Genomic DNA, 22,938 nt, shown 5'->3' on the forward strand with positions numbered 1-22,938 from the left:
AGGGACGGATGACTGAATATCCTGGCGTTGCCTACGTAATGCCTGTGCTGAACGAAGCAGATTACCTCGACGAGGCCGTCGCTTCTATCTTGGCGCAGGACTACGAAGGCGACAAGGAGCTTGTTCTTGCACTAGGTCCAAGCACGGACGAAACGAATCTTGTCGCACAGCGCCTAGCGGCTCAAGACTCTCGCATCACTTTGGTTGATAACCCGCAAGGACGAACCCCGATTGCGTTGAATCTCGCCATCCGCAACTCGACTAATCCGATTGTTATTCGCGTCGATGCGCATAGCGAGCTGCCCGCTTCCTACACGAAGCAGGGCATTGAAACGTTGAATCGTGTTGGCGCACACGACGTGGGTGGCCTGATGGACGCCCGTGGGCGCACGGCCCTCCAGAGGGCGATTGCCGCGGCGTATCACTCCAAGTTCGGTTTTGGCGGACCTGCATATCATTCCGGTGCACCCGAGGGCGAAGCGGAGTCGGCGTACCTAGGTATCTTCCGTCGCGAAGTTTTTGAAGAAGTGGGCTATTTCGACGAAAACATGTGGCGTGCTCAAGACTGGGAGCTATGCCTGCGGATCCGGCAAGCTGGGCATAAGGTTTGGTTTGATCCGGAACTCAAGGTCGGCTATTACCCGAGAGACAACTTCCCGTCCCTGATTAAACAGTCATTTGCCTCCGGAACTTGGCGCGGGGAAATTGCGCGTCGTTTCCCAGAAGGCAAGTCGTTGCGCCATGACCTTCCACCATTGCTCCTTGCCGGGATTAGCGCGGGGATAGCTTCAGCAGTAATTCAGCCGTTGGCCGGTGAAAGACTTCCGAAGTCAGTCAATATCCTGCTGACGCTCAGTAAATCGATTCCGGTTCTCTACGGCGCGTGCACTTTGCTCGCCGGCTTCCGGGCCAAGGGAGAAGGCCTGAAAGAAAAGCTGCTTACCGCAGCCACCTTCCCGGCCATCCACCTTCCATGGGCCGCCGGCTATATCAAGGGCCGCGCAATGGGAGCAGGAAGCACTCTCGACAAAGGGCGAATCAAATGATCGCCGAACGCCCGGCTCGGCCCACGCTAGAAGAGCTGCGGGCCGTTTGCCAACCCCCTGAAGTCCGCGCGCGCAAGAACGCGGAGCACTGGACGGCTGAGCTGTACCTGCGCCATATCTCGATCTATCTGACCGCGGTGTTGGTCCGCACCCGAATCTCGGCCAACGGCGTTACCGGGTTGATGATTCTTGCCGGTTGGTGCATGTCCCTGGCACTGCTGATCCCGGGGATCTGGGGCCCGATTCTCGCTGTGGTTCTATCGCAAGTCCAGCTCTACTTTGATTGCTCGGACGGAGAAGTGGCTCGGTGGCGTGGTACGCAGTCACCACGTGGCATTTTTATCGACATGGTCGGTCACCATACGACCGAAGCCCTGATACCTATTGCCCTGGGATATCGCGTTTTCCTAGAACTCTCGGCAGCCGGAGCGAATGCAGCTCAAGCCTGGCCAACGTTGTTCATGGCCGGGTGCCTGGCTGTGTTGCTGGTATTGAACAGGTCCCAGTCACTGATGGTGCATGCCGCCCGGAGCATGGCTGGACTGGCTAAACTTCCAGATACCGCAGATGCGCGTTCAATTCCGGTGACATCCCTCGTGGGCCGCTTGCGTTCGCTGGCCCGCTTCTTGCCCTTCCACCGGATGCTTCACGCGGTGGAGCTCAGCTTGGTAATTTTGGCCTGCTCAATCATCTCTGCTCTGGTAGGTATTCCTGGAGTTGCCGAGAAATGGATGATTTGGATTCTCTTGCCTGCAACCGTCCTGGTTAACGTTGGTCATTTCATTGCGAACATGGCTTCGACACGGCTTAAAGCCAGTTAGTTCGAAGGGAGGAGGAAGATGTCTGAAAAGGAATTGCCTCGCGTCGGTGTCGTAGTGCTGACCATGGGAAACCGCCCCGCAGAGTTGCGGCGCGCTTTGGACTCCCTGCTCGCGCAGGAGTCTGTACAGATTGATGCCGTGGTCGTTGGCAATGGTTGGGATCCTGTTGATATCCCTGCCTCCATAAAGACGCATTTCCTTCAGGAGAATCTAGGAATTCCTGCGGGCCGCAATGCTGGTGTGGGTCTAGTAGAAGGCGAGTTCCTCTGCTTTCTAGATGATGACTCTTGGTTCCTTGACGATGATTTCTTGATTACCTCAGTCGAGCGTTTCAAGAGCTATCCGAAGATGGGCTTGCTGCAGCCGCGCATTACCGATCCGAAATCTTTCGAGAATGATCCCACCCGTTGGATACCTCGCCTGAATAAGCGCACGGCAGAAGAACCGAGCAAGGTTTTCCACGTGGGGGAGACCTGTTTGGTCAGCCCACGTGCCTTGTTTGACCAAACAGGCGGCTGGGCCGCAGGTTTTTGGTATGCGCATGAGGGAATTGAACTTGCTTGGCGTATCTGGGACACCGGACATTATGTTTGGTATGCCGGAGACATGAGGATCGGCCATCCGGTCGTGGACCCGCGTCGCCATGATGAGTTCTACCGGCTAAACGCACGGAACAGGGTTTGGCTGGCACGTCGTAATCTGCCGGCTCCCTTGTGCTGGATCTATCCAACTTCATGGCTCTTGGTAGAGTGCCTCAGGATGCGGAAAAATCGTTCTGCTGTCAGTCAATATGTCGCTGGTTGGCGCGCTGGCTGGCGTGGAAGCCCATGGCATCGAGAACCCCGGCCTAAGCTTAGATGGTCAACCGTGCTTAGAATGACTATGGCAGGAAGACCACCAGTACTTTAAGACTTATGGCGAGCGACAGAGCTCGCCACTCTAACTATGCACCAGCTAAATGGCGCGGAGGTAAACATGGCTAAAACAGTTCTTACTTACGGAACCTTCGACTTGTTCCATATTGGACACCTGAATATTCTCAAGCGCCTGAAGGAAAAGGGTGACCGGCTCGTAGTCGGCGTATCAACAGACGAGTTCAATGCGATCAAGGGCAAGAAGCCTGTTGTTCCGTTTGCGCAGCGTCTAGAAATCGTCCAAGCCATCAAGTATGTAGACTTGGCGATCCCGGAAGAGAACTGGGAGCAGAAGCGCTTGGACATCAAAAAATATGACGCGAAGGTCTTTGGCATCGGCGAAGATTGGAAGGGCAAATTTGATGACCTGGGCGACGAAGTTGAAGTAGTCTACTTGCCGCGCACCGCCGGCATCTCGACTACCGAGATGAAACGCGTATTGAGCGAATTCGATGAAAGGCACGTCGAGTCGTTGAAGAATACGCTTGATTCCTTGAGCCAGATTGTCAAAGAGCTTAGTTAGCAATCTTGAGTACGCGCCTCGTTCCCTACCCTCAGAAAGTTAACCTTGCCTACAGATCACTTTCCTGAAATTGCAAAGTCCGTCGTAAAAAACGCTCTGAGGGCTATCGGGCGTCAGCCAGCCGTGCGAACCGCGACGAAGCTGCTCAACCCAGTGGCCCAAGGCGGTCCCCGCGTTGGCATAGCTGATGTACCTGTTCCCGGTCGAGTCGCAATGTATTTCGGGGATGCCTCGAGCAAGATCTATCAAGTGGCTCAATGGCTACCTGTGTTAGAGAAACTCCACCAGAAGCAAGAGGTGCTTCTGATCTTTCGAACGCTAAGTGCATTTCGGGCAGCGTCCAAGCGTACGTCTTTGCCGAAGGTGTACATCCGGCGATACTCAGATCTCATGGATTTCTACGACGACAATGATCTAAAGCTCATTATTTACGTCAATAACTCGTACATGAACTTCCAGTCAATCGAACATCCGCGCTTGGTTCACGTGCACGTAAACCACGGCGAGAGCGACAAGCTGTCTATGGTTTCCAATCGGGCGAAGGCCTACGACAAGGTCTTTGTGGCTGGCCCCGCCGCGATTAAACGTCATGAATCAATGCTTGTTGATTTCGATTTCGACAAACTTGTCATTACTGGCCGCCCGCAGTTGGACATCGAGTTTGAGCCCGAGCTAGAACCAAGTTTGCAGATGGATGTAATGTACGCGCCAACTTGGGAGGGCGAGAACGACGACAATAACTACACCTCAATAGATCTTTACGGTGAAGAAATTGTTGACGCTCTCTTAGCGAACCCAAATTTGCGAGTCATCTATAAGCCGCATCCGCGCGTACAAGGAAGTATCGATCGGGCCGTGGCAAGGGCGCACGAGAACATCGTGGCCAAACTGGAAACGGCGAATGCCCTCGGGGCCAAGCACTTGGTGTGTTTGGAAGGGAATATCCTTTCAATGTTTGGTGCCACGGATGCGTTGATTACCGATGTGTCTAGCGTGGCATTGGATTTCCTGTACCTGCACCCTGCGAAACCGTTGGTGCTTTCGGATCGGAGGACCAACCAGGTGAACCTCCAGCGGGACGCTCCGGTCTCCCAGGCATGTCAAGTCGTAGACGCGAGCACGATCGGGAATGCTGCTGAGCTTCTTGAAACTGCGTTAATCAACAACCAGCTTCAAGAAGCACGAGAGGATATGCGTCGTTTCTACTTCGGGGAACTGGACCGTGGTGAATCAACGCTACGCTTTGAGCAGGTCATCGAGCAGCTGATTATGGAACGGGCGCAGAAGCTTAGCGGCATTCGGCAGTGGCATCGCTAGGAGATTGCCAGCGAATTCTAGGGATCGACGCACGTCAATTCGCGCTTCTCTGGTTTCCTCAGTCCATAGACTAGTTACGAACCTCTATGCTGACTAAGAAATGGGAAAATTCGTGGATCTCGCTCGATGGCGTGGCGCACCAAATGGGATGCTGCCGAGGCCACTGTTCCAAGAGACTCTTGCGTCCGAACTTGCCGGTCCCTTGCCGGGAGCGTCGTCCAAAGCTCCAAAAAGCCTGGAAAACGAAAATGCTGTTGGCGACCGGAATGGACGTGGCTATTTCTGGGATGGGAATTTCGCACGCTATGCCACGAATCAAGAGTCAGGGCACCCGTTGGAGACGGCGTTTCAATTACCAGGGATGTCCTCCTTCCCAACAGCTGAGCCTGGCTCGAACGCAACCTGCACAACTGGGGACGGGGGCTCTCGCAAATGGATTCGCAATTCCGGAGATATTCCGCTTAGGTGTTCACTTCCGTACCGATTAGCTTTACGGACCGGTCAGGGATATCCCATGGTACTCGACTACGCTCATTCAGATATAGGTTGTCGAAGTCTTTCAGCGCGGTCGCTTCAGCTCGCCCGGCGTAGCCTGCCGCGAATGTTCCGCTTGAACGAGATTCGGCAGCCAACGGACATTCGCCAAAGAACGCGCGTGGTGAAAATGCCAAGCGCAGTCGTTTTCCGCTCTCGTCATTCGTTCGAAAAGTAGATTGCGGCTGCAACGCCAGAATCTGAAAGTTAGTGACGCACAATTTTAAGGAATATCGTCAGTGGTTCTTAAGAAGCTTTCCGCACAATCGCTGGTCCAGTCGCTCGTCAGCGATGTCCGCGGCCAGCGGCTGAAAAGGAAGTCATTCCGCTACTACGCTGGTCATCACACGCTAGGCCTGGAATCACACGACGGTGCCCTGCTCGTGGACGCGGAGCTGAATTACGCTCCCTCCGGCGTCTCGGTGCTGCACGGCCGGACCCTCGTGCTCAGCGCGGACACGGATAATGTGGAGCGGGCGGACACCGGGCGGTTCACTGCCAAAGCAAAGATCGAGCTAGCAGCACTGCTCGAAGCGTGGGAAGACTACCGCGCCCAGAAAGCTGCAGATGCGGAGAATGCCGTCCCGGATGATGACGAGATTGCGGTATCCGAAGAGGCTGCAGTGGAGGACGAGGGTCTTCCCGCCGGCACCGTACGCTTGGCATTCAGCTTCAACTGCCCCTTTGAGGACTTGCCCACCGGGATCGCCTGGGTACAGCTAGAACCCAATGGCGAGCTGATGCGCCGCAAGGAAGTCAAGGCTCTCATCGCCGACGAGGCTCTGGTCCTCGAAGGTCCGGTGATCGCTCACCGCATTATGGGCAGGTTCGAAAAGACCGAACTGCGCAGTGCTGCCCACTTCCATGCCGGCGAACGCAGCGCCGGTGTCTACGTGAACAAACGCGCCGAGGTGTCCATTGGGCTGAACCGCGATGTTTCGCACTCCTACCGCATTCGAACCGACAAGACGCAAGTCCAAGAGGGAGTCTTCAGCCTCGCCGGGATTCTTGACACACAAACCGATCGGCTGACCGGCGCGCACTTGAGCATTGTCGGGCGCCGTTCCCAACTGGTTTTCGAGTCGCCCGTGGACCTGGCCTTGGACGATGCTCTTGCGGACCGCCGGTTTGGCAAGGCTACGTACTCTTGGAAGACTTCCTTGGACTTCTCCAATGAAGACTGGTCATTAATCGACCGGGGAGATAACTATGATGTCTACTTGATGGTCACCGCCCACGGAAGCGATGAACCACGTCGCATCCGTGTCACCAGAACTCCATTCGTGGTCCGTTCAACCACCCGTGCCGGTGCGGTACAGGTGGGGAACCAGACGCTGGCAATCTCGCCGTACTTCACCTTTAAGGCCAAATCCACGTCGTTGACTCTGGAAGTCTTCGACAAGGAGGCCTTCGCGGTCCTGGCCGATTCAAAGGCGCGGCATTTCCCGATTCTTGAGGCGGGGCGCAAGCCCATCTGGATTGTCGGAGAGCTGTCCTACAAAGCTCAGGACAATGGGCTGCACCTGTTCCGCTATTTGCGTGCCGAGCGCAAGGACATCGATGCCTACTATGTCATTGACGAGAATGCCCCGGATCTGCGCAATTTCGACTCGACGGACCATGTTGTTTTCCATGGCAGCAAAGAGCACTTCGAGTTGGCCATTAGGGCATCCCGATTTGTCGGCACCCATCATGCGGACTATCTGTACCCCACCCGTCATCAAAGCTTTTCCTCCCGGACCCGCGCAACCCGAGTCTTCCTCCAGCACGGTGTCATGGGCACCAAATGGATGGTGCCCAACTACGGAAAGAACTCCCCGGGCTTCACCACGGACTTATTCATGGTGTCCTCCGAACGCGAAAAGCAGTACATCGTCTCGGACTTCCTGTATTCCGCCGAAGATGTCAAAGTCACGGGCCTGTCGAGGTTCGACCCCCTGCTTGCCGAAGATATCCCAACCAACCAGAACATGCTGCTGATCATTCCCACCTGGCGGGACTGGCTGCAGAACGAGGAAGCATTCCTCGAATCAGAGTACTTGCAGCAGTGGAAGGATCTGCTCTCGTCTCCGGAACTCGCGGCATTGGCTGCCGAGCATTCGCTGGAGGTTGTCTTCAGCTTGCACCCGAATATGCAGCACTTCCGCGAGCATTTCAAGGATACTCCCGCGCGACTGATCGTTCAGGGCGAAGTCGATGTCCAGGAACTGATCAAAACCGCTGCGGTGATGGTTACCGATTACTCCTCGGTGGCTTTCGACTTCAGCTTCCTGCACAAACCGGTGCACTACTTCCAATTCGACCGTGCGCGCTTCCTGGGCAAGCAAGGCTCGCATCTTGACCTGGATGCCGAGCTGCCGGGGCGTATCGCGTTTGACAGCGCGACCCTCCTGCAGGATCTTGCGCAGACGATGGACCGCGACAAGGCCATGGAGGCCGAATACGTCCTGCGAGCAGATGCCTTCATGACCCACCGGGACCAACACAACAGCCAGCGAGTTACCGCTGAGATCGAGCAGGCCGCGTTGCGCCGCCGTGCACAGGACGGATGGAAGGCTGAACTGCCCGAGAAGCTCATGCGCCGATTCCGGAAGGACAAGCGCTACTTCTCGGTCATGCGCGCCCTGTTCAAGGCGGTGTCCCGCACACCGGCCGACGATAACCTGATTGTTTTCGAGTCGGGACTGGGCAAGCAATACGGCGACTCTCCGCGGTACATCTATGAGGAACTGGTGCGCAGCGGCGATACCCGTAAAAAGGTCTGGATCTATTCGGGTGCGCATCGCTTCACAGACGCCAACACGATCACCATCAAACGGCTCTCTCCCGAGTACTTCTGGTACTTGGCGAGGGCAAAATACTGGGTGAGCAACCAGAGCTTCCCGCACTACCTGCGCCGTCGCAAGGATGGCATCTTCTTGCAGACCTGGCACGGAACGCCGCTGAAGCATATGGCCCTGGACATCGAGGAGATCCATGGCCGCGATGAGGGATATGTCCAGCGTGTGCTCAATGCAACCAAGCAGTGGTCCCACCTCATCTCGCCGTCGCAGTACACCACCGAGATCATGAAATCGGCGTATTCTTTCTCAGGGATTGCCGCCGAACTTGGCTATCCGCGCAACGACATTCTCATGTCCAGCGACGCACCAGCCCGGGAGGCAAAGATTCGAGAAGGGCTCGGTCTTGCACCGGGAGTGAAAACCATCCTCTATGCGCCTACCTTCCGGGATGACGCAGGAACGGGCCGCGGACGATTCCGCTTCGAACTTCCCATGGATCTGGAGGAATTTGACCGGCGCTTTGGTGCGGACACCGTGCTGCTGCTGCGCATGCACGTGCTCGTCTCCAACGCGATCAGCATTCCGGAAGAGCTCCAAACGCGGATCATGGATGTCTCGAGCTACGCGGACATCCAGGAGCTATACCTGGCGGCAGACGTTCTGATCACGGACTATTCTTCCGTGTTCTTCGACTATTCCCTGTTGCGTCGACCGATCGTTTTCTACGCCTATGACTTGGAAAATTATCGGGATAACCTCCGCGGGTTCTATCTGGACTACCAGAAGGAAATGCCTGGTCCGATTGTCGAGACCGAAACGGAGCTGTGGGATACGGTGCAGCGAGCTCTGGATGGCGAGGACATTGGGGGAGTGGACCGTGAGAGCTTCATTGCCCGTTTCGCGCCACACGACGACGGATCAGCCTCACGGCGCGTCGTTGAACGCTTCTTCCCACGCAGTTCATAGCTGGCCAGTAAGGCCCGGCATCGATCTATCGATGCCGGGCCTTACTTCGGATGGCAGCCAACACGGCTGAAATATAGCTGATTGTCCCGGTAAATAGGGAAGAATCATCAGGTAGCTCGCGAGCCACCGATGGACAGCCTGCGTGATCCAGCACGGGCCGATGGTTAAAGGAACATTGTGAATAGATTTAGTACCCGCGTCATCCTAGGAATTGGACGACGTATCGAACATCGCGGCAAATTCCGCCTTGCCGCAATATTCTATGAACGGGCGCTGGCGACGAAACTCCTGAAATCCGACGAAATTCGCTTCCGGCTCGGTTTCTGCCAGTTCAAGATGAAGAAATATTCCTTGGCCATGGTTAATATGGAATCCGCCATTGCGCACCAACCGCACCGCTTCGGCTGGATCCAAGCCCTTGCCATGAACATGCAGCGGATGAAAAAGTTCGACCGCGCCCTGGAACTGTTCGCGGCGGCTTGCGCTGGACAACCGCAAAATATTCGGTGGCACACCCGTTACGCCAAGTGCGCGGTTGCTGCCCGCAAGAAGGATCTTGCCGGGTCAATATTAGAGAATCTCGTCGTCAGGTTCCCCTCCGAGCCTTCGAGCTCCTCGTCCCTCGCAGATCATCTGCTTCAAACCGGGCAGCGGTGGCGTGAGCTCGAAGTACGCCAGGCGTACGCCCCGGTGCACGAGCTTGAAGCCAAGTGGATGCTGCTCACCGGCCAGGCGGCACAATTCATGGCTCGGTTCGAAATATCCCGAGACTATTTCCAGCAGGCCACGGCCCTGGATCCGGAGTATTCCAAAGCCTGGTATGGCCTGGCTCGTGCCTACGAGGAACTAGGCGAATACGAGAACGCACAACGAGCCGACGCCCAAGCCGTGCTCACCAGCAATGACGAACAAATTATGACGCTGGGTGTCGGACGGTTGCATGAACGAGCAAACGACTGGATACGAGCCGCGGAATCCTACCGGGATGCGTTGGCCGCCTCCAACAGCCCGGGGACGAGGCAAGGACTGAACTATCGCGCAGGCGAAGTGAACAGCAAGCTGTTCAATCTGGAAGCGGCAGCCAAGCACTTCGGCGACGCTCGCGAAGCCGCCACTACGGTCGAAGAGCAGGTGCTATCGGCCTACGCCCAAGCCCGGGTCTACGCCCGCGCCGGCAATTTCGCCGGTGCCGCGGATACCTACTCGAGCTTTGTCGAATTGTTGCCGGAGCAAAGCCGTGTGGAAGAACCTGTAGCGCTCTACCGTTATGCCCATGCGCTGCACCGAATGAACGATTATGAACAAGCCGCAAGAGTGTACCTTCGGGCGGCTAGCGCGTGGGGCTACCTCGACGGAACGCTGAAGGTCCCGGCCGCAGCCGGGCCACGCGCCGCCCACCATATCGGCCTAGCTCAGGCGGCCGAAGAACGCGGGCAGTGGGATGACGCCGCGGGAGCATTTCGAGATGCGCTTTGGCACGCCTCTACGACCCAGCGGACGTGGCAGGCACGGGCAGGACAAGCGCTAACCAAGATTGGTGAGCCGCAAGTTGCCTGCGGCTATTTTGAGAATATGCTGCTCTTCACCGAGATTTCGGTGGCAGGTCTAGGAACCGCACTCAAGGGCGTGGGGCGGCACCGGGGCGCCTTATACATTCACGCGAGCGAACAGCTTCCGCTGGATGAGAAGCTGGTGCTTTTTGAGTCTTCTCACGGAAAAAACGTGCATTGCCACCCTCTGGCCATTTACCAGGCCATGCGCCAAGACGAACGCTTCGAAGGGTTCCGCTACGCGTGGGTCTACAACGATCACAATGAGGTCCCTGCGCAGCTTTCGGAAGATCTGGATGTAGCGATTATCAAGCAACACTCGGATGCTTATATCCGGGTGCTGGGAACCGCTAAATTCCTGGTGAATAACGCTACCTTCCCGGCATATTACTCAAGGCGCGAGGGGCAGCAGGTACTGAATACCTGGCATGGCACCCCGCTTAAATTCATGGGAAAGCTCGTCAAGGGCGCCGTTGGAGAACATAGAAATGTGCAGCGCAACTTCCTGCACACCACACACCTGATGGTGCCGAACCGGCACACGCTGAAGACGCTGTCGCAGGATCACGACCTGGACGGGATGTTCCCGGCTACGGTGGCACTGACCGGTAGCCCACGTGTTGACTCGATGGTGAACCTCAGCGCGCAGCGCCGTGCAGAAATACTCACCGAGCTGGGGATTGATCCGCAGAACCAAGAACCGGTCGTGCTCTTTGCCCCCACCTGGCGCGGACAGCTCAACGACCGAAGCTATAACGTGGATTCGTTGGTGACGGACGTAGCCAAAATGGCGCGCGGCGACCACCAGATGCTGTTCCGCGCGCACCGCTTCGCTGAACAGCTCATTGGCGACGCGCAATTGGACGCCACAGTGGTTCCGGCATCGATTGATACCAACGAACTTCTAGCAGTTGTCGACGTGCTGATCACAGACTATTCATCGATTTTTTATGATTTTCTCCCGGCGCGAAAGCCCGTACTCTTCTACACCCCGGACTTCGAAGCTTATGATGCCGAACGCGGGCTGTATTTCGAGCGCGAAAGCTGGCCCGGAGAAGTCAGCGACAACATTGACGATTTGGTCAGCAGCCTGTGCCAGACGCTGCAAGCCCCAGCAGGCACCACGCACCCAAATTTTGAGGAGAATCTTGCAGAGTTCGCTCCGATGGAGGATGGAAACGCGAGCGCACGGGTCATCGAATTCTTCTTCTTCGGCGATCAGGCGCACGTACTCGCCCCAGAGGCCGACACTCGGACCAAACTCCTCTTCTACCAGGGCCCATTCAAGCCCAACGGAATCGCAACGGCCTTCGTGAACCTGATTGGCTCCTTGGATCCCGACAAGTATCTCGTCGCGGTGGCAGTGGACATGAACGCGACGGGTTCCGACCCGGCGGCCATGGAAATCCTCAATTCGCTGCCCAGCCATGTGAAGGTGCTGCCGCGCGCAGGAGCCACGGCGATGTCCGCCGAGGAACGCTGGGTATCGGATTCTTTCCATGCCCAGCGCGGTTTCAGCTCGGCGGAGGCAGAGAATATTCATCTGGGCACCATGGCGCGGGAAATGAACCGCAGCTTCGGCTCCGCTCGCTTTGACATGGCCATCAATTTTGAAGGATATTCACGGTTCTGGGCCGCGCTTTTCGCCGCGGCCCACAGCCACGCAGCTAGCACGAGCATCTACCTTCACAACGATATGGTGGGCGAATGGCTGCTGCGCTTCGGCACCATGCCAGGCTTGTTCGCCACCTACGGGCACTATGACGCCCTCGTTTCGGTGACCGACAGCGTGGGGGAGATCAATCAACGGCAACTAGGTGAACGATTCGGTATCGACGAATCAAAATTCACCGTCTCGGAAAACCTGCTGGATCTGAACAAGCCTTCGGATTGGGCAGAACTGTCCGAACCGGTGCACGAGTTCAGCGGAGAGGGGTTGACGGTCTTCGCGAATATGGCACGACTTTCCCCCGAAAAGGGGCAGGCAAAGCTGCTGCACGCATTCGCTCGGGTGCACGCCGCTCATGCAAATACCCGACTGTTGCTCATCGGCGACGGGCCGTTGCGTCTGAGCCTCGAAGAGCAGATAACCGAACTTGGCTTATCCGGCCAAGTAGTTATCACCGGTCTGCTAGCCAACCCGTTCCCGACCTTGAAATCTGCCGACTGCTTCGTCTTCTCCTCGGACTATGAAGGGCAAGGACTCGCAATGATCGAAGCGATGATGCTGGGCCTGCCGGCAATCTCCACCGACGTCGTCGGGTCGCGCAGCGTCTTGACCGGAGGATTCGGACTGCTTGTCGAAAATTCCGTCGAGGGATTGGCCGAAGGCATGGAACATCATCTCAACGGGTACAAGGCCGAGCTTGAGTTTAATGCCGAACGCTACCAATTGCAGGCCCTAGAACAATTCGAAACTCTGGTGAAATCGCCAGTGCCTACCGGTTCGCGCCTGGGCTAGGAGTCGAGCAGGGCGAGCGACTCCGTCAGGAACCGCGTCATGCTCGCGCCGGGCGTGATGTCCCCGAAGTACTTCTCAATGAGGGCATCACGTTCGGCATCCTTGGTTTCCAGCGCTTCACGGACTAGACCTGCAGTGTGCGTGGCTTGAACTGAGCTTAGGCCCGGTAGCTGTTCCAATGCGGGGGAGTCGGCCACGACAGCCTCCGAGGACACAGGCGTGGTGATGAATATGGGTTTCCCGGTAGCAAAGAAATCGTAGGCTACAGCCGAGATGTCCGTGATGCAGGCGTCCGCTTTATGCCATTGCCATCCCCAATGCGCGGTGTCGTCAAAGAGCAACCGTCCAGTTGATTTCGAATTCGCCGAATTGAGTTTTTCCCGGATCTTGGCAACGTCCGCGCCGTATTGTTCAACGTTGACCCCGGACCGAGGATGCGGGCGGAAAATGACGTTGAAGCCTCCGTCATTGATCAACGAATCGATGACCTGCACGCCGTGGCTCGATACCGATCCGTAGTTCATTGACGGACGGTCCCCCTCCCAGGTGGGCGCATAGAGCACCGTGGGCAGCGCGCTATTCAGCGCATAGGGAGCCAGATATTCCGCATCAATCTGCGGCCGGCCAACCAAACGGGTGCGCTGCTCGACGTCATAGCTACGCAAGTTCAGCGCTAACCGGTCACGAGCGGCCTGGCCTGCACTGAATACATAGTCATAGGCTTTGAGCTGGTTAGACCACATATAGGCCTTTTCGCTCTCCCCATGGCAGATGAACACGTGGTTGGGTTCGTTGAAGCGGAGCATCTGGAAGTTGCGGATGTTCTGATTGATATAGAACACCACGTTGAGATTCTGGGAATCAACTAATTCTTCGATATCGCCAATTGTGGGGGCAAGATACACGGGAAGCGGGCATTCTTCAGACAAGGCCAGCGCGGTACCGGCGTTGCGGGTAATCACCACCACCGGAGCGGACTCGGCCAGGTGCTTTAACGGCTCATACCACTGGCGGATCTGATACGCATTGACCATCGCATCGGCAAAGTAGAGTGCCACCCGATACCGTAACTCACCGGTGGGCTGATGGAATAGGTGCCGAGCGTGCCGCTGGACGTAAGCGCGATGCTGGCGGGCGTCCAAGCGCATCTTGGCAAATTTAGCTGCACCGGCCAAAACTGGAATCGCGCGCATTTATCCCTCTCATGAACCTCAGAAACTCATGAATCATTCTATGCAAGAGATTATTTCGGTAATTGGTAGACAGGCCAAATGGACGAAAAATTTCAAATCGTGTGATGATCATGGGCTCATGCGAGCAAAAATCGCGGAAATGGGCGCCTTCTTGTCTTGATGCAAGAGGAAGGTGCGATATTGTGTGTTTAGTGCAACATTGATTCTATGCCGTTTGAAGCGTTCCCGGTTTGGGAAGTGAGCTTCAATCAAGCTAAGATGAAATGTCGGACTATGTTTTTATAGGAGTCATCATTAGCGATAAGCGTTCTGATCGATCGTCACATGGCGCACTCGATCGCAACTCGCCATTGGTTATATCAGCCATGGACCTTGGCCGAGCGCCAGGTTCCATGAAGGCTCTTAACGAACAAGTTCCGGCACCCGCTGATGTGGGTAACGCACTCATTGGTATTCGTGGAGGATCTGAGATTTCCTTAGATCTTCGCCTCGAAGCTGTGCACGAGGGAATTTTGGTATCCGGCATTGCCACGGTGGAAATCGCTGGCGAATGTGGACGGTGCCTTGCGCCTATCGGGTTCAACTACGGGGCTGATATTCAGGAACTCTTCTACTATGAAGAGAGCGATGAATTCGAAGAAGATGATGATGTAGATCAGTATTGGGTTGTCGGTGACTATATTGACATCGATCCGGTATTGCGGAACGCAGTGGGCACAGCCCTACCGTTCCAGCCGGTATGCCGGGATAATTGTTTGGGCCTCTGCAATGAATGCGGAGTCAGCCTCAACGATGAACCTGAGCACCACCACGAGGTAGTAGATCCTCGTTGGGCAGCGCTTGCGCAGCTGTCCGAGGCCGCCACAGAAGATGTGGCAACAGATAAAACGTCAGACGAGAGAGAAGAGAAGTAGTCGTGGCTGTTCCAAAGCGGAAGATGTCCCGTGCGAATACTCGTGCCCGCCGTTCACAGTGGAAGGCTACCGCACCGAGCTTGGTGAAGACCGTTGAAAACGGCCGCGTAACCTACAGCCTGCCTCACCAGGCAAAGGTTGTCACTGACTCAGCAGGTACCGAGTTGTTCCTTGAATACAAGGGTCGCAAGGTCGCAGACGTCTAAGACATGTCTTCTAAAGAAGAACTTTTGAAGCGTCTCGGAATCGACATCGATTCCGAGACGCTTCATCTTTCGTTGACCCACCGTTCGTACTCATACGAAAACGGTGGCATACCCACTAATGAGCGCCTAGAGTTTCTTGGCGACTCCATCTTGGGCTTTAGCGTTGCAGAGCACCTCTATAAGACGTGCCCCGATCTCCCTGAAGGGGATCTAGCAAAGCTCCGTGCCGCAGTAGTCAGTACCCGCGCCTTGGCAGATATTGCCCGAGGCCTCGAACTTGGACAGCACATTCTCCTGGGCCGCGGTGAAAGCCAGTCCAACGGTGCTAACAAGTCTTCCATCCTCGCAGACACCGTAGAGGCCCTTATCGGCGCCGTCTATCTGGTGCACGGCATGGATGAAGCGCGTGACATGGTGATGCGCCTCGTCGGCCCGCTGCTCTCCGACCCGCAACTGCTCGGTGCCGCCACCGACTGGAAGACCGTTATCCAAGAAGAAGTCGCCGCCGCCAAAAACGGTGAAATGCGCTACGCGGTCACCGGATCCGGCCCTGACCATGCTCGCTCATACGTAGCGGAACTGCTCATTGGCGATAAGCTGCACGGCAAAGGCACCGGTCCGTCGAAAAAGGAAGCCGAGCAAGAAGCCGCGCGGAACACCTGGAAGATGCTTCACCCCGGTGAAGACCTCCCGAAACACTAGGGCACGGATATGCCTGAGCTGCCAGAGGTAGAAGTTGTCCGTGAAGGACTAGATGAATGGGTTCGCGGGCGATTGATCGAATCTGCCCAGGTCCTGGATCCACGGTCCGTTCGGCGGCATGCCGACGGCATGCATGATTTTGAAGAAACCCTGGCCGGATGCACCCTGGCTTCGGTGGTACGTCGGGGCAAGTTTCTCTGGATGGACCTCGAAGGCCTTTCTGCGCCGGCAGCCTTAGTGGCGCACCTTGGAATGAGCGGTCAGCTCCTGGTCGAAGAGCCAGATGCGCCGGATGAAAAGCACCTGAAGGTCCGGTTGTCGCTCAGCGAACGCAGCGACGCACCATCCGAGCTGCGCTTCGTGGACCAGCGAATTTTTGGCGGAATGTTCCTGTCCCCGCTGGTACCGACCGAGGATGGGCATCCAGGCGGTGCCGGCAGCGATAAACCGTTTATTGCACAGGCCGCCGCGCATATAGCTCGAGATGTCTTGGACCCATATAGGGACACGGATTCGCTTTATCTTTCGCTGCGTAAACGCACCACCGATCTGAAGAGAGCGATTCTTGACCAGGGGGTGATCTCCGGTGTTGGCAATATCTACGCCGACGAGGCGCTTTGGCAGGCAGGACTATCGGGACTACGTAACACAGCGACCATCAGGCGCCCAGAGGTCGAACGCCTGGACGCGGCACTGATCGATGTGATGTCCCGTGCGCTTGAAGCCGGAGGAACCAGCTTCGACTCCCTATACGTCAATGTCAACGGCGCAAGCGGCTACTTTTCCCGGTCCCTGAACGCCTACGGTCGCGAGGGCAAGGCCTGCCAACGCTGCACCGGAAACGGACGAGAATCGGTGATCCGCCGAGACCCTTTCATGGGACGCTCCTCGTACAGCTGCCCTGTATGCCAGCCGCGGCCTCGGCGGCGCCGATAACCTATCTGCGAATTACTGGGTAAATTCGCTAAGTACTTTTTCGTTGAATGGCGCCCATGCGTCCACGGCCCATTGCCCGAACGGTTTATCGGTCAAAGTCACGCAAGCAAGCCGATTCTCTGGATCAACCCACAGGAACGTACCTGATTGTCCGAAGTGTCCAAAGGTCGTTGCCGGGTGGCTTGGGCCGGTCCAGTGCGGATTCTTGGTGGAGCGGATTTCGAAGCCCAAGCCCCAATCATTCGGATTCTGCCTTCCGTAGCCGGGCAGGATGCCGGCCAGGTTTTCAAAGTGGACGCTAGTCGCATCGGCCATGGTCTGCGGAGCCAGCAACGTTGGATTGAGCAATTCTGCTGCGAACAATGCAAGATCGGACGCGGTCGATCTGCCGTCCTTGGCGCAGCTTCCGGCAATCTCGGTATAGCTCATTCCAAGTGGCGTGAAGACGGCTTCCCGGGCGTATTCCGACATGCTCATGCCAGTTTCGCGTTCCAGATGCTCCGCCAGGATTTCAAACCCGGTGTTCGAATAGCCTCGTTTGGTTCCAACGGCAAAACGGATGGTGGTCGAGTCGAAGTCATAGCCGGCCGTGTGCGCCAGCAGGTGGTGAACCGTGGAACCCTCGGGACCCGCTGGATCTTCCAACGTCATCGCTTCTTCTTCCAGAGCGATGAGGAACGCATAGGTGCTCAGTAGTTTCGTGACAGAGGCCAATGGATAGACGCGCTGAATGTCGCCGTGCTGGTCGGATATCGCACCGCCTCCGTTGACCACGACCGATACCGCGTGATCTACTGGCCATTGTTCGATCTCGGCTAAGACGCTCATGATTTGATCAATCCCTCAATATTCCTTCTCGTGAAAGCGAGCGGGAAACACCCAATCGAGGCATCGCTTCGCTAGAATTACGAGCAAGGATTGGATAGATTTCCCTAGCCAACCATAGCGACACAACGCCAAACATAGGAACTTTACGCCGTGCATCTGAAGACTCTCACCGTTCGCGGATTCAAGTCTTTTGCCTCGGCGACCACCTTTGAATTCGAGCCCGGCGTCACCGCCGTGGTCGGCCCCAACGGTTCAGGAAAGTCCAATGTGGTCGATGCGCTGGCCTGGGTGATGGGGGAGCAAGGGGCCAAGACCCTGCGTGGCGGCAAGATGGAAGACGTCATCTTCGCAGGCACCTCCGGACGTGCACCGTTGGGCCGTGCCCATGTGTCGCTGACCATCGATAACGCCGACGGCAAGCTTCCCATCGATTATGCGGAAGTCACCATTTCACGGACCCTCTTTCGCGCCGGCGGATCCGAATATGCCATCAATGGCTCGTCCTGCAGACTGCTGGATATCCAAGAACTGCTCTCGGACTCCGGTCTGGGCCGCGAAATGCACGTCATTGTCGGCCAGGGCCAGCTGGATAGAATTTTGCACGCCACGGCCGAAGACCGCCGCGGATTCATCGAAGAAGCCGCGGGCGTGCTCAAGCACCGCAGGCGCAAGGAGAAAACCCTGCGCAAGCTCCAGGGCATGCAGGGCAACCTGGACCGTCTTGAGGATCTGAATTCGGAGGTACGCCGGCAGCTGGCGCCGCTGGGACGCCAAGCAAAAATTGCGCGCCGCGCGCAGAGCGTGCAGCTCGATGTGCGTGATGCCAAAGCCAGGCTTCTCGCCGATGACCTGGTCTCGCTGAATAACAAGTTGGCTCAGGACATTGACGACGAGACTAAGATCCAAGCTCGCCAGCAAGAAACCACCCTCAAGCTGGAACATGTGAAGAAGCATGTGGCCAAGCTGGCCGGCGAAATGGAACTACTGGCGCCACGGCTCGGCCTGATCAACGATTCATGGGTGGCGCTGACTACCCAGTCCGAGCGATTCCGGTCCCTGGCCGCATTAGCACGTGAACGCGGGAAGCTGCTGGAAGGCAACCAGTCGCACTTCGATTCAAGCCGCGACCCGGACCGATTGGAATCCCAAGCGGAGCGCTTAGCCGAAGAGCTGGCAGAGCTCGAAGAATCGGTTGAAGACCGGCATGAAATCCTGGCCGAGGCAATCGAAGCCAAAGAACTGGCCGAGGAGCAATCGCGGGCCGACCAGCAGCGGATGGCCGCGCTGCTGCGCGCGGCCGCCGACCGCCGCGAAGGCATGTCGCGCCTGGCGTCCCAAGTCGCCTCGGCGCGCAGCCGTGTGGATGTCACGCGGGCAGAGATTGCGCGCCTGGAAGACGGGTTGCGCTCCTTTGACGCGGATCTCGACGCGGACGCGAAGTCGCACGCCGAGCTTTCGGTGGAACTAGAGCATCGCCTGGCCAGGGAATCCGCGTTGAACGACGAATTCGACCGCGCGGAAAAGGAATACTCCCTGCACACCAAGGCGCAGTCCGAAGCCGCCACGAAGGAACGCGAACTGTCGGTCCAGATCTCCGGACTGAAGGCCCGCCTTGACGCATTGCAGCTCAACACCAAACGCGACGATCATTCCGAAAGAATCATCCAGCAGGAGCCGGAGGCGATCTTGGGCCGCCTCGGCGAGCTTATTTCGGTCACTCCCGGATATGAGCAGGCAATTTCTGCAATCCTGCGCGAATCGGCAGAATCCCTGGTCACCCGGGATCAAGACTCTGCTCTGCAACTGCTTGAGGCCATCGGCTCGGACGAAGCCACGCATGCGAGCTTTGTCCATGCCTCGGTAACTCATACAAGCGTCCAGTCGCCAAGGTTTGCCGCGATCGCCGCCCGGGACGTCGTCGCTGCGGGACCGGAGATCGGCAATCTCCTGGACGCGCTGTTTACGCACCACTACGTCGTGGAGGATCTCACCGAAGCCGCAGCACTTCTGCATATCGACCCACGCGCTCAGTTCACCACCCTGGAAGGCACCACGGTCTCCGCATTGCGAAGCTCCGTGGGGGACCCGGCCGGTGCATCGCTGATCGCCCAACAGGCTCTGGTGGAGCAGACGGCCTCCGAACTGGCCACCGCCCAGCGAGAGCTGGAAGACTGCGAAGCCAGCCTGGCAGCCCGGGCCCCGGTGCTCTCCGAGGCGCAACTGGCTTACGAGGACGCCCAAGGTGCGCTGGCCGAGTCGGATGCCAGCATCGATGAGATCTCCAGCTACCTGGCCAAGCTTGGGCAGAAGCTTCGCACCGCGCGCACCGATAAAGAGACCTTGCACGAGCGGGTTCTGGCGACCCGGGAAAAGCTTGAACTCGAGCAAGAGTCCTTGGAAGAGATCACCGAACGCATGGAGATGGCTTCCGAAGACGAAGAGGAAGACGCCGTAGATGATGCAGGGCGGGCATCCTTGGCAGATGCCGCCTCCTCGGCCCGCCAGCGCGAACTCGAAGCTCGCCTCGCCTTGCGCAGCAGTGAGGAACGCGTCAGCGCCCTGCGCTCGCGCGTGGAGGGGCTGCGCCGGACCGCCGCAGCCGAGCGTACCCACCGCCAGGTGGCCGCCCGCCGAGCCGAGGAACGCCGGGCGCAAGCGGCCAACGCGCAACGCGTAGCGCAAGCCGCCGAACGCGTCTTGCAGTTCATCGAGGTTTCGGTGGGCCTGGCGGCCCAGGAACGCGAAGAGCTGACCGGCAAGCAGCATGATCTGGACCAGCTGCTTTCCAGCCAGCGGGTCGAAGCCGAGCAATTGACCGCGGAACTCGCCCGCCTTTCCGATGCGGTGCACCGCGACGAAATGGCGCGCGCCGAACTGCGCATGCGCATCGAGGCCCTGGAGAGCAAGTCCTTGGAAGATCTGGGGCTCTCCCCGGATCACCTGATCGCCAACTTCGGCCCGGACCAGCTGATTCCCGAAGAAGCGGACCCCGATGACAAATGGGCCGAGCTTCGCCAAAACGTGGATGAAGAAGGCAACCTCCTGGGGACCAAGCCCTTTGACCGCGCGGAGCAGGAAAAGCGGCTGAAAAAGGCCGTGCGGGACCTCGCGGCCCTGGGCAAGGTCAACCCGCTGGCGCTGGAGGAATTTGCGGCCCTTGAAGAGCGGCATAAATTCCTCAGCGGACAGTTGGAGGATCTGAAGAAGTCGCGAATCGATCTGCAGCAGATCATCAAGGATGTAGACGCACATGTGGAACGCGTCTTCACCGAGGCCTATAACGACACCGCGATTCAGTTCAAAAGAATCTTCGAGCGCCTTTTCCCCGGGGGAGAGGGCCAGCTGGTGCTCACCGACCCGGAGAACATGCTCACCACCGGTATCGAGGTCGAGGCGCGCCCCGTGGGCAAGAAGATCAAGCGGCTCTCCCTGCTCTCCGGCGGCGAACGCTCACTGACCGCCGTGGCGCTGCTGGTGGCCATCTTCAAGGCTCGTCCCTCGCCCTTCTATGTGATGGACGAGGTTGAGGCCGCACTTGATGACGTGAATCTGGGGCGCCTGATCACCGTCTTCGAGGAGCTCCGGGAAGCTTCCCAGCTCATTGTCATTACGCACCAGAAGAAGACCATGGAAGTTGCCGACGCGCTCTACGGGGTGACCATGCGCGGGGACGGAGTCTCCACGGTAATCAGCCAGAAGATGGCCCGGACCCAGGCCGTTTAGCATCTATTTCACGTCTGTCGATATACTGGCCATAGGCCATCTGGTCGAATTCAGTGACAAATGATTATGCGGGTGTTCCATGGCATTGTTCAGTAATCGTAAACGGGATAAAACCGTTGTTCCTACGGCTGCGCCCGGTTCGAAAAACGCTGGCGTGGAAACAGAACCCGGCACGGCGCCGCTGATCAGCGTGATCATCCCGGTCTACAATTCGATGCCCTATCTCACCGAGCTGCTGAATTCGCTGGAGACCCAGGATCTGGCAGCCGAGAAGTTCGAAGTCATCGCAGTGAACGATGGATCTACGGACTTCGGTGATGAAATTCTTGATATCTACGCCAAGCGGAACGCCAACTTCCGAATCATCCATCAGGAAAACAGCGGCTGGCCCGGCAAGCCGCGCAACGTCGGCATCGACCATGCCCGGGGCGACTACGTATTCTTCTGCGACGCCGATGACCGGCTGGGCTCCGAATCCCTGCGGCGGATGACCAGCTACGCCACCACCCATGACCTCGACATCCTCATACCGCGGATGGTCGGAATCGGCGGGCGCCGCGTCCAACAAGGATTCTTCGCCAAGACGCGTCCGGAGGTCTCCCTCGAATTCGTGCTGGCCTCTTTGTCCCCGCAGAAGATGATTCGCCGCCGGCTCATCGAGCAGCACCAGATACGCTTCCGCGAAGACAAGGTGCGCCTAGAGGACGGCATGGCGATGGTCCAAGCCTATGTGGCGGCCGAACGCATCAGCATCCTCGCCGACTACGACTACTACGAGATTCGGCTGCGCTCCGATGGGCAGAATATCAGCGTGGGGAAAATCGACCCGGCCGGCTACGTCGCTTCGCTCAGCCACATAGCCCGGACCGTACGCAACCACACCCAGCAGGATGCCGCCTATACCCGGCGCCTGATGGCAGGACTATTCACGCGCAAGGCCCTGTCCTTCTACGAAGGGCGGCGCTTCATGAAATACACGCCCGAGGCACGCCAAGCCTGGGTGGATCATCACCGGAAATACCTCGACGAGTTCATCGCCACCGACCGCGAGACGGTATTCAATCCTGCCCGGCTGGTCAAGGTCGAGCTCATCGCCCGCGGAGACCTGGCAGCTCTGGAACGCCTGGCCACCGGTGAAATCGAGGCCACCGCCAACCCGGTGGTGGAGAAGATCCGCGCCGCCGATTCCACTCTCGAGGTCGTGTTGACCTCACCGGCCGGAGCCCCGGTGCCCAAGGCCCTGCTGTTCGAAGACCGCGAGTCAAAAACTACCGTGAACGCCGAACTGGTGGCGACCGCTTCCCATACGTACGTCGCGAAGTTCGCGCACCACGCGCTGATAGCGCAGATCCCGCGCCTGGGCAATGCACTTGTCCACTACTCCGAGACGGACCGCCGCCGGATCAGCCTCCCGGAGGAAGCCGGAGAAGTGGTCCACGGGGGCGTGCGGGTCTACCGCACCGCCTACGGTTATTTGAGCGTGGATACACGAAAGGCCCAGCGGGGCTAACGCCCGCCGAG

Annotated in this window: 15 protein-coding genes; 13 read left to right on the forward strand and 2 right to left on the reverse strand. The window is 57.7% G+C overall.

The window, feature by feature from the left end:
* The first annotated feature begins 8 nt into the window (after nucleotides 1–8).
* The 7 genes from CQ017_RS16305 to CQ017_RS16335 all read left to right on the forward strand — a co-directional run bounded on the left by CQ017_RS16305 (nucleotide 9) and on the right by CQ017_RS16335 (nucleotide 12,915).
* The gene (locus tag CQ017_RS16305; RefSeq protein ID WP_105554583.1) at nucleotides 9–1,046 is read left to right on the forward strand and encodes a glycosyltransferase family 2 protein; all 1,038 of its coding nucleotides are present in this window, start codon (nucleotides 9–11) and stop codon (nucleotides 1,044–1,046) included.
* Nucleotides 1,043–1,867: a CDP-alcohol phosphatidyltransferase family protein gene (locus CQ017_RS16310; RefSeq protein WP_105554584.1), complete on the forward strand. Its 825-nt coding sequence runs from the start codon at nucleotides 1,043–1,045 to the stop codon at nucleotides 1,865–1,867. Before CQ017_RS16305 ends, CQ017_RS16310 begins: the two co-directional genes overlap by 4 nt.
* A gap of 18 nt (nucleotides 1,868–1,885) precedes the next feature.
* The gene (locus tag CQ017_RS16315) at nucleotides 1,886–2,776 is read left to right on the forward strand and encodes a glycosyltransferase family 2 protein (protein ID WP_105554585.1); all 891 of its coding nucleotides are present in this window, start codon (nucleotides 1,886–1,888) and stop codon (nucleotides 2,774–2,776) included.
* Between the two features lie 66 nt (nucleotides 2,777–2,842).
* A complete protein-coding gene (locus CQ017_RS16320; protein ID WP_105554586.1) occupies nucleotides 2,843–3,304 on the forward strand; it encodes an adenylyltransferase/cytidyltransferase family protein in 462 nt (153 codons plus the stop codon).
* Nucleotides 3,305–3,694: 390 nt separating this feature from the next.
* On the forward strand, nucleotides 3,695–4,621 hold the full coding sequence (locus CQ017_RS16325; protein WP_181148277.1) for a CDP-glycerol glycerophosphotransferase family protein: 927 nt from the start codon (nucleotides 3,695–3,697) through the stop codon (nucleotides 4,619–4,621).
* 773 nt (nucleotides 4,622–5,394) lie between these two features.
* Nucleotides 5,395–8,904 carry a CDP-glycerol glycerophosphotransferase family protein gene (locus CQ017_RS16330; RefSeq protein ID WP_105554588.1) on the forward strand — a complete coding sequence of 1,170 codons (3,510 nt, stop codon included), beginning with the start codon at nucleotides 5,395–5,397 and terminating at the stop codon, nucleotides 8,902–8,904.
* Between the two features lie 177 nt (nucleotides 8,905–9,081).
* Nucleotides 9,082–12,915 (forward strand): CDP-glycerol glycerophosphotransferase family protein, encoded by a 3,834-nt coding sequence (locus CQ017_RS16335; RefSeq protein ID WP_105554589.1) that lies wholly within the window; start codon nucleotides 9,082–9,084, stop codon nucleotides 12,913–12,915.
* On the opposite strand, the gene CQ017_RS16340 is transcribed toward CQ017_RS16335, so the two are convergent.
* Nucleotides 12,912–14,108, reverse strand: coding sequence for a CDP-glycerol glycerophosphotransferase family protein (locus tag CQ017_RS16340; RefSeq protein WP_105554590.1), 1,197 nt, complete (start codon nucleotides 14,106–14,108; stop codon nucleotides 12,912–12,914). The genes CQ017_RS16335 and CQ017_RS16340 overlap by 4 nt on opposite strands.
* Before the next feature lie 350 nt (nucleotides 14,109–14,458).
* Here CQ017_RS16340 and CQ017_RS16345 point away from each other — a divergent pair, with 350 nt between their 5' ends.
* Genes CQ017_RS16345 through mutM form a run of 4 tightly spaced genes read left to right on the forward strand, consistent with a single transcriptional unit; the run spans nucleotide 14,459 to nucleotide 16,866 of the window.
* Complete coding sequence (locus tag CQ017_RS16345; RefSeq protein WP_374954785.1) at nucleotides 14,459–15,022, forward strand: DUF177 domain-containing protein; 564 nt, start codon at nucleotides 14,459–14,461, stop codon at nucleotides 15,020–15,022.
* Between the two features lie 2 nt (nucleotides 15,023–15,024).
* Nucleotides 15,025–15,228, forward strand: a complete 204-nt coding sequence (gene rpmF / locus CQ017_RS16350) for a 50S ribosomal protein L32 (RefSeq protein ID WP_060701450.1) — start codon at nucleotides 15,025–15,027, stop codon at nucleotides 15,226–15,228.
* A 3-nt stretch (nucleotides 15,229–15,231) separates the two neighbouring features.
* Nucleotides 15,232–15,930: a ribonuclease III gene (rnc, locus tag CQ017_RS16355; RefSeq protein WP_105554591.1), complete on the forward strand. Its 699-nt coding sequence runs from the start codon at nucleotides 15,232–15,234 to the stop codon at nucleotides 15,928–15,930.
* Nucleotides 15,931–15,939: 9 nt separating this feature from the next.
* The gene (mutM, locus tag CQ017_RS16360) at nucleotides 15,940–16,866 is read left to right on the forward strand and encodes a bifunctional DNA-formamidopyrimidine glycosylase/DNA-(apurinic or apyrimidinic site) lyase (RefSeq protein WP_105554592.1); all 927 of its coding nucleotides are present in this window, start codon (nucleotides 15,940–15,942) and stop codon (nucleotides 16,864–16,866) included.
* 12 nt (nucleotides 16,867–16,878) lie between these two features.
* Here mutM and CQ017_RS16365 read toward each other — a convergent pair whose 3' ends face one another.
* Nucleotides 16,879–17,694, reverse strand: coding sequence for a serine hydrolase (locus tag CQ017_RS16365; protein WP_105554593.1), 816 nt, complete (start codon nucleotides 17,692–17,694; stop codon nucleotides 16,879–16,881).
* A 150-nt stretch (nucleotides 17,695–17,844) separates the two neighbouring features.
* Here CQ017_RS16365 and smc point away from each other — a divergent pair, with 150 nt between their 5' ends.
* Complete coding sequence (gene smc, locus CQ017_RS16370; RefSeq protein ID WP_105554594.1) at nucleotides 17,845–21,417, forward strand: chromosome segregation protein SMC; 3,573 nt, start codon at nucleotides 17,845–17,847, stop codon at nucleotides 21,415–21,417.
* Nucleotides 21,418–21,571: 154 nt separating this feature from the next.
* Nucleotides 21,572–22,927, forward strand: a complete 1,356-nt coding sequence (locus tag CQ017_RS16375; protein WP_181150577.1) for a glycosyltransferase — start codon at nucleotides 21,572–21,574, stop codon at nucleotides 22,925–22,927.
* Nucleotides 22,928–22,938: the final 11 nt, after the last annotated feature.

The sequence above is a fragment of the Arthrobacter sp. MYb224 genome (assembly GCF_002975455.1).
GTDB lineage: Bacteria > Actinomycetota > Actinomycetes > Actinomycetales > Micrococcaceae > Glutamicibacter.